Here is a 12,864-nt window from a genome sequence, read left to right on the forward strand (position 1 = left end):
AGCGAGCGGTCAAAAGACAATTAAAGAAAAATCAATAAACGAAAGGAGCACTTATGTTTAGTTTATTGCGCAGTATGTGGCTCACATTTCTGCATGCGTTTCACAAGCGGGAAACCATTCAGTATCCGGAGCAAAAGGCCATTCTCCCGACCCGCTGGCGAGGCCGCATTGTGCTGTCGCGCGACCCGGACGGGGGCGAACGCTGCGTGGCCTGCAACCTCTGCGCTGCTGCCTGCCCCGTAGACTGCATTGCGCTGCAGGCCACCGAAGACCCGACCGGCCGACGCTATCCCGAGTTCTTCCGCATCAACTTTTCGCGCTGCATTTTCTGCGGTTTCTGCGAAGACGCCTGCCCGACTTATGCCATCCAACTTATACCTGATTTTGAGATGGGCGAATACAACCGCCAGAACCTCGTCTACGAGAAAAAGGACCTCCTCATCAACGGACAAGGCAAGTACCACGGCTACAACTACTACAAGGTAGCGGGACTGGCCATCGGCGGAAAAGGCAAGGGCGAAGCTGAGAACGAATCGCCTCCTGTAGACATCAAAAGCTTAATCCCTTAGCCTATGGAACTCACATTTTATATAGCCGCAGCCGTCGCCGTGCTGGCCACCATCATGGTCATCACGCGCTTTAACATGATTCATGCCCTGCTATACCTGGTGGTCTCTTTTCTGGCTGTGGCCGTGGTGTTCCTGACCATGGGCGCACCTTTTATGGCAGCCCTCGAAGTGATTGTTTATGCCGGGGCGATTGTGGTGCTCATCATCTTCGTGATTATGATGCTCAGCCTCACCCGCGAAGATGTGGAACAGGAAAAAGCATGGCTCCAGCCCAAACTCTGGATGGGTCCTGCCCTCCTCTCGTTTGTGCTGCTGGCTGAGCTGGTATACCTGTTGGTCATTGCCGAAATGCCTGCCGCTCCTGCCGCCGGCAGCTACGTCGACGCACGGGCTGTCGGTTTGGCCTTGTATGGACCTTATGTGCTGGGCGTGCAGCTATCGGGTATTCTCCTGATGGCAGGTATAGTGGGAGCCTACCATTTAGGCCGGCAAAAGAAGAAAGTCATCCACCGCTTCCTGCAGAAACAGGAACCGCAAAAAGAAAGGAGCGCTGTCCTATGACGACTATACCTATGGAGAGCGGTTTGTTGCTGGCGGGCGTGTTGTTCATGCTCGGGCTGATTAGTGTGATGATTCGCCGCAACATCATTTTCATGCTCATTTCGGTGGAGATTATGCTGAATGCTGCCGGGCTGGCTTTTATCGTGGCAGGTAGTCATTGGGCGCAACCGGACGGACAAATCATGTTCATCTTCATCCTCACGATGGCCGCCGCTGAAGTGTCGGTTGGTCTGGCCTTGATACTGCAGATTCATCACCAGCTGAAGACGCTCAACAGCGACGCGGCTAACTTTATGAAAGGATAAAACGATGGGAGAATTACTCTGGTTAATCCCTGCCCTGCCCTTTGCCAGCGCCCTTTTGCTGGTACTCTTTGGCAACCGCATTACACGTGCGCTGGCCTCGGCCATCGGGGTCGGGAGCGTCGGCATTTCGGCAGCTGTTACGCTAGTACTAGGTATAGAATACCTCAGCTCACGGCCGGCTTTTATCCGGCAGGAAGTATGGCAGTGGTTTGATGTGGCGGGCTTCAGTCCGTCCATTGCTTTCCACCTCGACGCCCTCTCGATGGTCTTCATCTTCGTCATCACCTTCGTAGGCTTTCTCATCCACATTTACTCCACCGAGTACATGGCTGAAGATAAGGACTACGCAAGATTTTTCGCGTGCATGAATCTCTTTGTGGGCTCTATGCTCATGCTCGTGATGGCCGATAACTTGCTGTTGCTATACCTGGGTTGGGAAGGCGTGGGTCTCTGCTCCTACCTACTCATCGGTTTCTGGTACAAGGAGCCGGCTAACGGCTATGCCGCCCGAAAAGCCTTCATCATCACCCGTGTCGGTGACACAGCCATGGCCATTGGTTTGTTCATGCTCTTCCAGCATTTCGGCACGTTGCACATCCAGAGTATCTCGACAGAAGCTGCGCAGGTATGGAGCGTAGGCAATGAAACGGCCATGATTATCGCACTACTTTTACTGGGCGGTGCGGTTGGCAAGTCTGGTCAGTTGCCGTTGCAGACCTGGCTACCTGATGCGATGGCGGGTCCGACGCCGGTCAGTGCGCTCATACACGCGGCCACCATGGTGACGGCCGGGGTATACCTGATTGCCCGCATGCATGTGATTTTTGCGTTGTCGCCGGTGGCCATGACGGCAGTGGCGGTGATTGGCGCTGTTACCTTGCTCATCGCGGGATTTGCGGCGCTCACCCAGTACGACATCAAGCGGGTGCTCGCCTACTCTACTATCAGTCAAGTGGGCTATATGTTTCTGGCTTTGGGCGTAGGTGCTTGGTCATCCGGTGTGTTCCACTTCATGATTCATGGTTTTTTCAAGGCGCTGCTTTTCCTCTGTGCTGGAGCGATAATTCTGGCGCTGCACCACGAACAGGACATGCGCAAAATGGGTGGACTGAGCAAGAAACTGCCCGTCGTATTCTATACCTTCCTGATTGGCGCAGCCTCGCTGGCGGCCTTCCCGCTGGTGTCGGCGGGCTTCTACAGCAAGGACCAGATTCTGTGGCTCCAACTGGCCGGTGAGAACGGCAACATCTGGCTATATTTGGCTGGTTTGCTAGGCGCTTTCATTACCTCCATCTATACCTTCCGAATGGTTTTCCTCACCTTTTTTGGCGAAGAGAAAACGCATATCGGACATAAGCCAACCTGGGCGATTACAGTACCACTGATTATCCTGGCGGTGCTGTCTTTTGCTGGTGGCTTCATCGAGCTGCCGCACAACTTCGGACACGTCGTGCTCTTCTCCGACTTCCTGGCACCTATCCTGCCTGCTGTCACAATGGTACCGGATTTCAATCAGTACGAGTGGATGTTGCAGTTACTGGCGGCGGCAGTTTCGCTGGGTGGCATTTTCATTGCTTACCTTTTCTACTACAAAAAACCAGAGCTGGTTGAAAGCATCCACCGTTCTGAATTTGCCATGGCAGTTCACCGTTTCTGGCATTCCGGCTGGGGCTTCGACCAGCTCTACGACGCGCTTTTTGTGCGGCCTTATGTATACCTGTCCAAGGTGAATAAAAATGACTTCATCGACTCCATCTATACCTTCATTGCCAACGCGACACAGAACTTTCACGAGCTCTTCTCCCGCACCCAAACCGGCGTGATGCGCAATTATGTAGCAGGCATTGTCGTCGGCGCGATTATGATTCTAACCATAAGTCTACTGCTATGATACTGGTCTGGCTGATTGTAATTTTGATGGCCGGCGGCGTGCTGGCTTGGATATCCGGAAAGGTAAACCGCACGTTGCCCCGCTGGATAGCGCTGGGCTCGGTACTGGCTGTTTTCGGGATGACGCTATACCTGTGGCTGAGCAACCCTATACCTGTGCTGGACTCGGCCTGGCTGGTACAATTCAACCAGCCCTGGATTCCGCAATGGGGAATCAGTTTTCGTCTGGCGCTGGATGGGTTGAGTCTCCTCATGCTGCTGCTCACTTTTTTCCTGGGCTTGCTATCGGTGCTCATTTCGTGGCGCGAGATTCAGACTAAGGTCGCTTTCTTTCACTTCAATCTGCTGTGGGTGCTGGCAGGTATAGCGGGCGTGTTCCTCACCATGGACCTCTTCCTGTTTTACTTTTTCTGGGAAGTCATGCTCATCCCGATGTACTTTCTCATCGGCATCTGGGGGCACGAAAACCGCCGTTATGCCGCCTTCAAATTCTTCCTCTTCACACAGGCTTCGGGCTTGCTCATGTTGCTAGCCATCCTTGGACTTTACTTCATTCACGGCAACCAGACCGGCGTTTATACCTTCAACTATTTTGAATTGCTGAACACCACGTTGGCACCCGAAGCGGCTCGTCTGCTGATGTTCGGTTTCCTGGCTGCTTTCCTAGTGAAGCTGCCCGTTGTGCCTTTCCATTCCTGGCTCCCCGATGCACACTCACAGGCGCCAACCGCGGGTAGCGTGATTCTGGCGGGATTACTACTCAAAACCGGAGCGTATGGTTTACTGCGTTTCGTGCTGCCGCTCTTCCCGACGGCCACTGTGGAGTTTGCGCCATGGGCCATGTTACTCGGTGTAATCGGCATTATCTACGGCGCCATGCTGGCTTTCTCACAAACGGACCTCAAAAGATTAGTTGCTTATACCAGCGTGAGCCACATGGGTTTTGTGATACTGGGTGTGTTCGCCTTCAACGAGTGGGCACTGCAGGGCGTGGTCATGCAGATGATTACTCACGGCTTGAGTACCGGCGCGCTCTTCATCATAGCCGGCTTCCTCTACGAACGACTCCATACCCGCGATATCCAGAAAATGGGTGGCTTCTGGACCACGGCTCCCAAGATGGGCGTCATTGCGCTTGTCTTTGTCATGGCCTCACTCGGACTCCCCGGACTCGGTAACTTCATCGCCGAATTCCTAACCCTAGTCGGCTCCTGGCAGGCAAACAACTGGCTAACAGTTTTCGCAACCATCGGCCTGGTGATGGCCACAATTTATTCGCTGCGCATCATGCAGAAAATTTTCTTTGAAGGGTATAAACTGGAACAATCCCTTCCAGACCTGAATGCCCGCGAAATGCTGATAGCTATACCTATGGTAGTGATGATTCTCTGGCTCGGTCTCTACCCGCAACCTTTCCTCGACACCGCCCAACCAAGTATACAGGAGCAACTACAAGCTTATACCAAACCTGCTTCTGAGCCGGAAAAATCAGAAAACATGGCGCATGTAGAAGAGTCCAAAACTGAGGCAAGCCCAGCTAAACCGGAGGACGCGAAGCCATTTACAAATCTTCAAATCAAAACACCATGACACTGACTGATTTCCAACACCTCATGCCGCTGCTCATCCTCACCTTTGCGGTGTTGGTGTCCATGCTGGTGATTGCCGTGGGCCGCAACCACAAAATCATGTACGTGATTACGGCAATCTCTTTTCTGGCTGCCTTCACCTCATTATATGAGCTGCGAAATGTGGCGCGTTATACCATAGAACCGTTGCTGGTGGTAGACGGTTTTGGCGTGTTTTACATCGGCATGATACTACTCACGGCGCTGCTCATCAGCATGCTTTCCTATGCTTATTTCGAGCAACGGGAAGAGCGCAAGGAAGAGTTTTACATCCTGCTTTTGCTGGCAACCATCGGGGCCTGCGTGCTCGTCATCAGCAAACATTTCGCTTCACTTTTCCTGGGCCTGGAGATACTGAGTGTGTCGCTTTATGCGCTTATCGCTTATCTGCGCAAAAGGGAGCGGTCCGATGAGGCAGGTATAAAGTATCTCATACTGGCTGCATTTTCCTCGGCTTTCCTGCTCTTCGGGATGGCATTGGTCTACGCCAGTACGGGAACAATGGAGTTTGCAGGTATAGCCACGGCCATTGCCAATTTCTCAGAACTGCCGTTACTCCTCCTGACAGGTTTCGGGATGATGATTGTAGGTATAGGTTTTAAGCTGAGCGTCGTGCCCTTCCATATGTGGGCGCCGGATGTATATGAAGGAGCCCCAGCCCCTGTCACAGCTTTTATAGCCACCGTTTCCAAAGGCGGCGTGCTGGGTGTGCTGATTCGCTTTTTCATGGAAGTGGACGGTTTCCGCTACCCAACGCTTGTGCTGATATTTACCATTGTAGCCATCGCCTCCATGCTGGCCGGTAACCTGCTGGCCCTGCTGCAGCGCAATGTCAAGCGCATCCTCGCCTACTCCTCTATCGCGCATCTGGGTTACTTACTGGTGGCTTTTCTGGCCGGCAACCAGATGGGCGTGCAGGCAGTGACCTTTTACCTGGTGGCCTACTTCATTACTACCGTGGGTGCCTTCGGCGTGATCGCCATGCTCTCGGACACAGAACGCGATGCAGAGCAACTGGAAGACTACCGCGCCCTATTTTGGCAGCGCCCGTGGACGGCGGCGGTGTTCACGGCTATGCTGCTTTCGCTGGCAGGTATACCGCTCACGGCGGGCTTCGTGGGCAAATTCTACATCCTGGCGGCGGGCGTGAACACGCAACTCTGGCTGCTGGTGATCATGCTGGCGCTTAATAGTGTTATCGGTCTGTTCTACTACATCCGCATTGTAGCCGTCATGTTCCAGCAACCCGAAGCGGATACGGCCATTCAACCGCGGGGCCGTTTGCGCCCTTCCATCTACCTGGCCAGTGTAGGTACCCTCACTGTACTGGCTTTGCTACTGGTTTATATTGGCGTATACCCGTCCGGCTTATTGCAGATCATTCAGGGATTAATTGCAACTGCTGCGCCATAACTATTCGTCCAAAAGCTATTAGTAAAAGCTCTTCAAATGAAGGGCTTTTTGCTTTAGTGTCATCGAGTCAAATGACCGTTATTGTCTCTCTCTTAGCAGAAAACCTTGTCTAGATTCATCTTTGAGTTCAAGCATCTGTTTGAACAATTGCACCATGAGTCAGAGCAGCTTACCACGCTCAATATAATTAAAATTAATATTATCTTATTTATAGAATAAATCGTATTCTAAAGGACACTTAAATCCCCTATAATTACCAACAGCCCAACCCGCATAAGTTCACTAAGCGCTAAGGAGACAGCTATTTCATACCATGATGGCCAATAGAAAAAAGGGTTTCAAAATAGTGCCCTATCGTCCTGAGCATGAGCAGGCCCTCTTGGAAATCGAGCGCCTTTCACCGCAGGGCTTTATGGTGAAGCTCGAAACCGTGCGTTCGGAGTTTTTGAGCCGGGCTGCTCTGTTTGAGGACTATACAGCCTTTGTCGCGGTCGGGCCGGATGCAAAGGTGCTGGCAGGTGTCACCGCTGCGCAGGCACCTATGCGCATCAACGGCGAACTGCACCAGGCTGGCTTCGGTTTCGACGTGGTGGTCGATCCGACTGTTCGGAACAGGGGAATTGGGCGTGAACTAGCTACTTGTCTGCGTAAACGTTTTTTTGAACCAAAGGGGCTGACACGACAGTTCACCAGCTTGCGGGCGGGCAACCTCACCATGCTGAACCTGATCTCCAAATCCTATCGCAGTACCTTCCTCTACGAATTTCTATACCTGACCTTTCCGACAGCACGCACCTTACGGGTCGAAAATGCGGCCATCGGGGAGCCTATTTTTAGTGTTTCGCTCCTATCGGATAGTGATAAACTGAGCGACTACTGCGAAGTGACAGACGGTGGACTCGGCTTGTGGCACACGCACCAGGTATACCAGTTCAAAGTGAAGTCCGTGAACCCGGTGTTGAGTGGCGGGCTCTGGCTCGGAAACCGGTTCATCCGGACAAATAAGTATGTACCCTTGGTCGGTTCGATGCTGAAAACGACAACCATCTACAATCTTACCCAGGACAACATCCATACCTTGCCGGAGGTGTCGCTGCAACTCTACAAGCAGGGCATCAATTACATGCAGATCTGTTGTCAGCCCAGCGATGCGGTATACCATGCCCTTCAGAAAAGCGCCCTCAACGCTTTCAGCCACTACATTGTGGGCACCAAAGAACTCAATCCAGACGAGCCGCTCACGCTCGACGTCCGCTGTCTGTGACATTTCCCCTATCTTTATGGCAGAACCACCTGCGGCAAAAACTATGAGATACTTTCTGTTGATTTTGTTGGCTATGCTCTGCTTGTGCCAGACTGTCTGGGGCCAGCAACAGCCCGATAGCATCCGTGTGACCTTTCGGATACACGCTGCCACACTCCCGGATTCGCAGCGCGTATACCTGAGCGGCAGCACGCCTGAGCTCGGTAACTGGCAGCCGGACAAAGTGGCGCTGCAATATGTGGGCGGGCAGGTATGGGAAACGACGCTATACCTTCAGAAACCATCGGTTGCCTACAAATTCACGCTGGGTTCATGGGAGACAGAGGCTACTGACGCGAATGGCCAACCCCTGCCGAACTTCAGTCTGCAGCTCGAAGGCGACATCATCGTGCAGCACGAATTAAGGTATTGGCTGAAGAAGGAAGAGCGAAAAGTTACAGGTGGCATTACGGGTACAGTGCGTTATCATCGCAACCTCACAGCCGACAGTCTGAAAACTCGCGACCTGATCGTATGGTTGCCTCCGGGCTACGAGAAAGGCAATAAACGATACCCTGTACTCTACATGCACGACGGCCAGAACGTGTTCGATCCTGCCACCAGCTCTTTCGGTGTGGATTGGCGCATCGACGAAATAGCCGACAGCCTGATACGAAGCAAGCGAATGGAGCCGGTCATCATTGTAGGTATAAACAACACCCAAGACCGCATGGAAGAGTATGTGCCCGGTGTCAAAGGAAGCGCTTACATGGATTTTGTGGTGAACACGGTCAAGCCGCTTATTGACCAGAATTACCGGACCAAACCGGGCGCGAAACATACCCTGACGGGTGGCTCTTCGGCTGGAGGCATCATGGCCTTTATGCTGGCATGGGAATATCCGCAGGTGTTCAGCAAAGCCATCTGCATGTCGCCTGCTTTCAAGATTATGCACATCAATTATGTGAAAGACGTGCAGGCTTATACTGGTAAAAAGAGGAAGCTGAAATTTTACATCGACAACGGCGGTGTGGACCTTGAAGCGCGTCTGCAGCCAGGTATAGATGAGATGCTCACAGCCCTGCAGCAAAAAGGCTACCGCGAAGGCAAGGACTATGTTTGGATACTGGACACAAATGCCCAGCACAACGAAGCAGCCTGGTCTAAGCGTATGCCGGGGGCGCTTACCTTTATGCTTGGTAAGTAAGGGGATAGCTGTAAAAAGAAGCTCGCCATACAAATATTGCAAAACATATATATTTATATCACCTCAACACCCCTCGGCTGTTGCCCTACAGCCAAGCATTATATGCCCTACGTGTTGTTCAAAGGTCACTTCAGGGTAAAATTAATTTCTAAAAAGGCGTTTTTTCGACCTAAAAACCGCTGCAGCAAGTGGCATCCTATTGCATTTTTCCTTACCTTGAAACACAATTCGCCCACGGTTTTCAGGTTATAACAGATAGGTATAAGAAAGGAGCACGCTATGAAACAACAATTTATTAAGTATGGATGGGTGCTGGTCGCCCCCCTGTTAGTTTTACAATTCACCGGCGAGAACAGCCTGAAGCTGAACGCCACGCCTAACGAGCGCAGCGACCGTGCTTTTGAAACGAACAGGCAGATTTTCACGTCCCCTGCCCTGCCCGATGCCATTACCTTTGCGGGCGAACCCGTGCCCCTTCACGTTCCTGATGTGGCCGAGCGTCTCGACCGCGAATTGCTGGCAAATTCCTATCTGCATACCAGCACCCTGCTGGCCCTCAAGCGGATGCAGCGCTACGTACCTGAAATCAAGCAACTGCTAAAGGAAAATGATATACCCGAGGACTTCGTATACCTTGCCCTTGCCGAGAGCTTGCTAAGCCACGTGACATCACCGGCGGGTGCGTCTGGTTTCTGGCAGCTGATGCCCGACACGGCCCGTGGCTATGGCATGGTAGTGAACGGTGAAATAGATGAGCGCTATCACATTCAGAAGTCCACGCTGGCAGCCTGCCGCTACCTTAAAACCGCCAAAGCCAAGTTTGGAAACTGGACCAACGCCGCCGCCTCTTATAACCGCGGCATGGCAGGTATAGATCGCGCCATGAAACAGCAGGGCGTGACAGACTACTACGACCTATACCTGAACGACGAGACGTCCCGCTACATGTTCCGTATTCTGGCTTTGAAAGAGATTCTGGGCAATCCACAGAAATACGGCTTCGACCTGGCTGTAGAGCATGGCTACAAGCCGCTGCCGAGCAAGCAACTTACTGTTTCAAATTCCATCAACGACCTGCCCGCCTTTGCTCTGGAGCAGGGTATCAACTACAAAACGCTGCGCCTCTATAACCCATGGATCAGGGGCTACAAGCTGACGGTGCCGGAAGGCAAGGAGTATGTACTGCAACTACCTATGTAAATTACCTGACAATATAGATTGGCTTATTTGATTAAATATCAACATCTCCGGGAAGTATAACGACAGTTACTATACCTTTTAAACAAGAAAAGGGAGCGGCGGAAACATCTGTCGCTCCCTTGCTGTATAACGGGGCATGAGCCGTGCATTTGTAAAAGAAGACGACACGGGCGAAGCGCCCATCATCCCGCCCCGGGCTGCCCTTCCAGCGGGGGTGCCCAACTACGTTCGTCCGCAGGGGTTGGAGAAGCTCCGGGCCGAGCTTGAAGAACTGGAAGCCGAGCGCAGCCAGGCGGAAGCCAACCGCGAAAACGAGGCCGACCGGACCCGCCAACTCACCATCCTCAACGGTAAACTAAACGCCCTGAACGGTAGAATCGCCAGTGCCAGAATCATCGATCCGCAGGAACAATCCACCGACAAGGTCAGATTTGGCGCCACCGTTAAGTTACGCACCATCAGTGGAGGCAAACCCGGTACTATCCGGAAATTCACTATTGTGGGCGTGGACGAAGCCGATGTAATGCAGGGTCTGATTGGCTTTGTAGCTCCTATCGCGCAAGCTGTAACCGGCGCAAAAGTTGGACAGCGGTTGCAACTGAAATTAGGCCGGGTGGAAGAGGAAGTAGAGGTTATGGAGATCAGGTATAGCTGAGAACCTTCAAAACAAAAATGTCATTTCGAGCGCAGTGAGAAATCTGAATTGGATGTACTATACCGTTCCAGATTTCTCACTGCGCTCGAAATGACAATGTTACATGAGCGCTAATGCCGGATTAATTCTGATGCCCCTGCATTGCTTTAGGAGCCTCAGTCGCGTCGGTTGTCCGGCTTTGCCCTTTCCTGTAGGTCCTTCTCAACGCTCTTTCGGACATCTATGTCCGGAAGTAGTTCTGCTGGGGACATCCTTGTCCCCGTATACCTGCAAACCATATACCTGCAGACCCACACACGGGGAGGTGGACATCCCCAACAGTTAGCTCTCGGATTTGGAAGTCCGAAGGTGCGTATGGAATTCAGATTTCTCGCTTCGCTCGAAATGACATTTCTGAATCAATGCTGATGTCCCTGTGGCATTGCAGCCGGTTGCTCTGCTGACGCAGCTCCTGCGCCCTGCCCTCTTCTATACGTCTCCTCCGTCTCCCCACAGCTCAGCATGGCCTCCCCGAAATATGGGTTGCGGATGTCCTTGATCTCACTCAGCCAGAAAGCGCCTTTGTCGCCGAGCGCCATCGGGCAGGACTGGATGTAAGCTACTTCGTGCTGCATCCCGAATACCTTCACGGCTTCGATCACATGATCTGATAAGGGGGAGAAGGCTGCCCGCTGCTTTTCCAGATCACGGCTTTTCTGAATGGCCTCGGCATTCGACTTGAGCGTTGGCAGCAAGGCCATCCACTGGTCATGCAGCTTGCCGTCGAGTTTGGTCATGTCCACATCGCCCAGCTTCATCGCAAAGGTTCCCGCCGCCTGACGAGCCGCCGGTATATCCGATGCAACCAGCGCATTCTTTAAGGTATAGTACTGGTCAACGAGCGCAGTCAGCTGTTTTTGGAAAGCCTCTGGTGCCTTTGGTCCACCTGCTGGCGGAGGCGACATCATGCTGTAGTTACCGCGCAGTTGGGCCGCGCCGTCAACGGCAAATACGCCATTGGTCACCACTTCCTCTCCTGCCTGCAAACCAGACTCCACCACATACCTCTCGCCCATGCGTGGACCGAGTACCACTTCGCGCATCTCAAACGCCGGCATTTCCTGGTCCGTCACTTTCACATACACCACCGAGCGTTTGCCGGTCCACAGCACAGCGCTGCTTGGCACCGACAGCGACTGACCTTTGGCTCCAGTCGAGGTCTTGATACGGGCATCGGCAAACATGCCCGGTTTCAGTTGGTTGCCCGGATTCTGCACCTCCGCCCGCACCTCAATGGCGCGTGTAGTAGCATCCAAAACCGGAGTGATGAAGGCTACCTTAGCCTTAAATTCTTTGCCCGGTATACCTGGCACCGTGAAAGTGATGTTGCCGCCCTGCTTTATCCAGGATAGATCAGCCTCGTATGCATCGAGCACCACCCATACCGAAGACAGATTCGCTACTTCAAAAAGCGCCGAGCCTGTACTCACGTAATCCCCGGTGTTTACCAGGCGCTCCGTTACCACGCCAGCGGCATCGGAGTAGATATCGAAATTAGTGATGATGTCCGAAGCATTTTCAATGCGTTTGATCTGGGCATCTGACAGCTTCCAGAGTTTGAGTTTGGCACGGGCCGCCTGGTATAGTTCCGGCATTAAATCTTTGGCGCGCACAGCCTCCTGCAGTTCTCGTTGGGCTGTGATCAATTCCGGAGAATAAAGCGAAGCCAATCGCTCGCCGCGGCGCACTTCCTGCCCTGTGAAGTTCACATAAAGCCGCTCGATACGACCCGGGAATTTGGCCGTGATGGAAGAAACCTGCTGTTCGTTCAAAGCTACTTTTCCTGAAAGTGTTAACTCGTTTTCCGGATTCACCATCTCCAGTTTGGTGGTTTGGATGTTCGAAAGCGCGATAGCCTCCGGCGTCATCTCCAGCACATAGCGGCTTGTGTTATTACTACTTCCTCCGTTGCTCACAGGTATCAGGTCCATGCCGCATAACGGGCATTTGCCTGGTCCGTCCTGTCTGATTTGCGGGTGCATGGAACAGGTATACTCGGTGGCTCCGGCTACTTCACCGGCATGTTCATGCCCCTGTTCCGAACCTCTTCCGCCAAACAGCAGCCAACCCAGCAGCAATCCGCCCAGGGCCACCAATAGATAGGTTCCGATTCTTTTATTTCTAGTTGTCATGTTTTAATTGCTAATGACTGTT

The 12,864-nt window shown here is 52.7% G+C and carries 11 protein-coding genes; 10 read left to right on the top strand and 1 reads right to left on the bottom strand.

All coding sequences use genetic code 11. The features are described 5' to 3' along the window. The first annotated feature begins 53 nt into the window (after nucleotides 1–53). From nuoI to AC4QZR_RS05655, 10 genes are all read left to right on the top strand, one after another. Entirely contained in the window at nucleotides 54–569 is a 516-nt protein-coding gene (nuoI, locus tag AC4QZR_RS05610; RefSeq protein WP_494480014.1) for an NADH-quinone oxidoreductase subunit NuoI, read from the top strand. Between the two features lie 3 nt (nucleotides 570–572). Next, a complete protein-coding gene (nuoJ, locus tag AC4QZR_RS05615; protein WP_494480015.1) occupies nucleotides 573–1,130 on the top strand; it encodes an NADH-quinone oxidoreductase subunit J in 558 nt (185 codons plus the stop codon). After that, on the top strand, nucleotides 1,127–1,435 hold the full coding sequence (gene nuoK / locus AC4QZR_RS05620) for an NADH-quinone oxidoreductase subunit NuoK (protein WP_494480016.1): 309 nt from the start codon (nucleotides 1,127–1,129) through the stop codon (nucleotides 1,433–1,435). Before nuoJ ends, nuoK begins: the two co-directional genes overlap by 4 nt. A 4-nt stretch (nucleotides 1,436–1,439) precedes the next feature. After that, a complete protein-coding gene (gene nuoL, locus AC4QZR_RS05625) occupies nucleotides 1,440–3,326 on the top strand; it encodes an NADH-quinone oxidoreductase subunit L (RefSeq protein WP_494480017.1) in 1,887 nt (628 codons plus the stop codon). Then, nucleotides 3,323–4,915, top strand: a complete 1,593-nt coding sequence (nuoM, locus tag AC4QZR_RS05630) for an NADH-quinone oxidoreductase subunit M (protein ID WP_494480018.1) — start codon at nucleotides 3,323–3,325, stop codon at nucleotides 4,913–4,915. Before nuoL ends, nuoM begins: the two co-directional genes overlap by 4 nt. Then, nucleotides 4,912–6,366 carry an NADH-quinone oxidoreductase subunit N gene (locus tag AC4QZR_RS05635; protein WP_494480019.1) on the top strand — a complete coding sequence of 485 codons (1,455 nt, stop codon included), beginning with the start codon at nucleotides 4,912–4,914 and terminating at the stop codon, nucleotides 6,364–6,366. The genes nuoM and AC4QZR_RS05635 overlap by 4 nt, the downstream gene beginning before the upstream one ends. A 313-nt stretch (nucleotides 6,367–6,679) precedes the next feature. Next, complete coding sequence (locus AC4QZR_RS05640; protein WP_494480020.1) at nucleotides 6,680–7,630, top strand: GNAT family N-acetyltransferase; 951 nt, start codon at nucleotides 6,680–6,682, stop codon at nucleotides 7,628–7,630. Nucleotides 7,631–7,673: 43 nt separating this feature from the next. Beyond that, on the top strand, nucleotides 7,674–8,816 hold the full coding sequence (locus AC4QZR_RS05645) for an alpha/beta hydrolase-fold protein (protein ID WP_494480021.1): 1,143 nt from the start codon (nucleotides 7,674–7,676) through the stop codon (nucleotides 8,814–8,816). Between the two features lie 279 nt (nucleotides 8,817–9,095). Continuing rightward, the gene (locus AC4QZR_RS05650; RefSeq protein WP_494480022.1) at nucleotides 9,096–10,016 is read left to right on the top strand and encodes a lytic transglycosylase domain-containing protein; all 921 of its coding nucleotides are present in this window, start codon (nucleotides 9,096–9,098) and stop codon (nucleotides 10,014–10,016) included. Between the two features lie 136 nt (nucleotides 10,017–10,152). Continuing rightward, nucleotides 10,153–10,671 (top strand): GreA/GreB family elongation factor, encoded by a 519-nt coding sequence (locus AC4QZR_RS05655; protein WP_494480023.1) that lies wholly within the window; start codon nucleotides 10,153–10,155, stop codon nucleotides 10,669–10,671. Between the two features lie 398 nt (nucleotides 10,672–11,069). Here the strand turns inward: AC4QZR_RS05655 and AC4QZR_RS05660 are convergent, their stop codons facing one another. Continuing rightward, nucleotides 11,070–12,842 (bottom strand): efflux RND transporter periplasmic adaptor subunit, encoded by a 1,773-nt coding sequence (locus tag AC4QZR_RS05660; protein WP_494480024.1) that lies wholly within the window; start codon nucleotides 12,840–12,842, stop codon nucleotides 11,070–11,072. Nucleotides 12,843–12,864: the final 22 nt, after the last annotated feature.

It is taken from the genome of Pontibacter sp. YIM B11418, from assembly GCF_059278805.1.

Bases quoted from the DNA above. Each gene is read 5' to 3' on its own strand.
- nuoI (WP_494480014.1), top strand. From the start codon at position 54: ATGTTTAGTTTATTGCGCAGTATGTGGCTCACATTTCTGCATGCGTTT.
- nuoJ (WP_494480015.1), top strand. From the start codon at position 573: ATGGAACTCACATTTTATATAGCCGCAGCCGTCGCCGTGCTGGCCACC.
- nuoK (WP_494480016.1), top strand. From the start codon at position 1,127: ATGACGACTATACCTATGGAGAGCGGTTTGTTGCTGGCGGGCGTGTTG.
- nuoL (WP_494480017.1), top strand. From the start codon at position 1,440: ATGGGAGAATTACTCTGGTTAATCCCTGCCCTGCCCTTTGCCAGCGCC.
- nuoM (WP_494480018.1), top strand. From the start codon at position 3,323: ATGATACTGGTCTGGCTGATTGTAATTTTGATGGCCGGCGGCGTGCTG.
- AC4QZR_RS05635 (WP_494480019.1), top strand. From the start codon at position 4,912: ATGACACTGACTGATTTCCAACACCTCATGCCGCTGCTCATCCTCACC.
- AC4QZR_RS05640 (WP_494480020.1), top strand. From the start codon at position 6,680: ATGATGGCCAATAGAAAAAAGGGTTTCAAAATAGTGCCCTATCGTCCT.
- AC4QZR_RS05645 (WP_494480021.1), top strand. From the start codon at position 7,674: ATGAGATACTTTCTGTTGATTTTGTTGGCTATGCTCTGCTTGTGCCAG.
- AC4QZR_RS05650 (WP_494480022.1), top strand. From the start codon at position 9,096: ATGAAACAACAATTTATTAAGTATGGATGGGTGCTGGTCGCCCCCCTG.
- AC4QZR_RS05655 (WP_494480023.1), top strand. From the start codon at position 10,153: ATGAGCCGTGCATTTGTAAAAGAAGACGACACGGGCGAAGCGCCCATC.
- AC4QZR_RS05660 (WP_494480024.1), bottom strand. From the start codon at position 12,842: ATGACAACTAGAAATAAAAGAATCGGAACCTATCTATTGGTGGCCCTG.